We start from the raw sequence: 561 nt of genomic DNA on the forward strand, positions 1-561 counted from the left end.
CTCCATCTGGCAGAGCATGCGCACCTGTGGATAGGCGGTTTCCCCATGTTGAGTACCGGGTTTGGCAAATGCGCTGGCATTGTCCGGGGTATCGGGTGTGCGCCACATCACGCCATCGACGGCGAGCAGCTGCAATCCGGCCCAACCGGGGTGATTGGCGTGCTGGTGCCAACAGGCCGCAGTCTCGTGAAACAGGCGCTCAATGCTCTTGTCGCCAAGCTTTTGGCGCGCTTGCAGAAAGGCGCTGGGGGCGACAAAGGGGCGTTCACCCGGCAACAGGATATCAAGCTGATTGACCAGTTGGCTCATGGGGACATGTCGGAACATAGCCATGCCGATGATGGCCCACACCAGGCGCTCCATGGGCATTCGGCGACGGCGCAGGGTAGCGACACCCTCCTCGCGGAGTAACGTGGTGATGAACTCGGGGGGGATGAGGTCGGAAAGTGACTCAAACTGGGCAGCCTGGCTGGCGTGCAGGAAATCGATGGCCTGTTCGATGCGCATAAAAAATCCGAAACCAATCAATAGGTTTCGGATTTTCACACATCAGAAGGATCG

Annotated in this window: 1 protein-coding gene; it reads right to left on the bottom strand. The window is 58.8% G+C overall.

Translation table 11 applies throughout. The annotated features are described in order from the left end of the window. Window positions 1-507, bottom strand: a 507-nt coding sequence (locus BN1133_RS15650; protein ID WP_231686281.1) for a transposase domain-containing protein, incomplete at its 3' end; no start/stop codon positions are given. Window positions 508-561 lie beyond the last annotated feature (54 nt).

The sequence above is a fragment of the Aeromonas schubertii genome, assembly GCF_000820105.1.
Lineage (GTDB): Bacteria > Pseudomonadota > Gammaproteobacteria > Enterobacterales > Aeromonadaceae > Aeromonas > Aeromonas schubertii.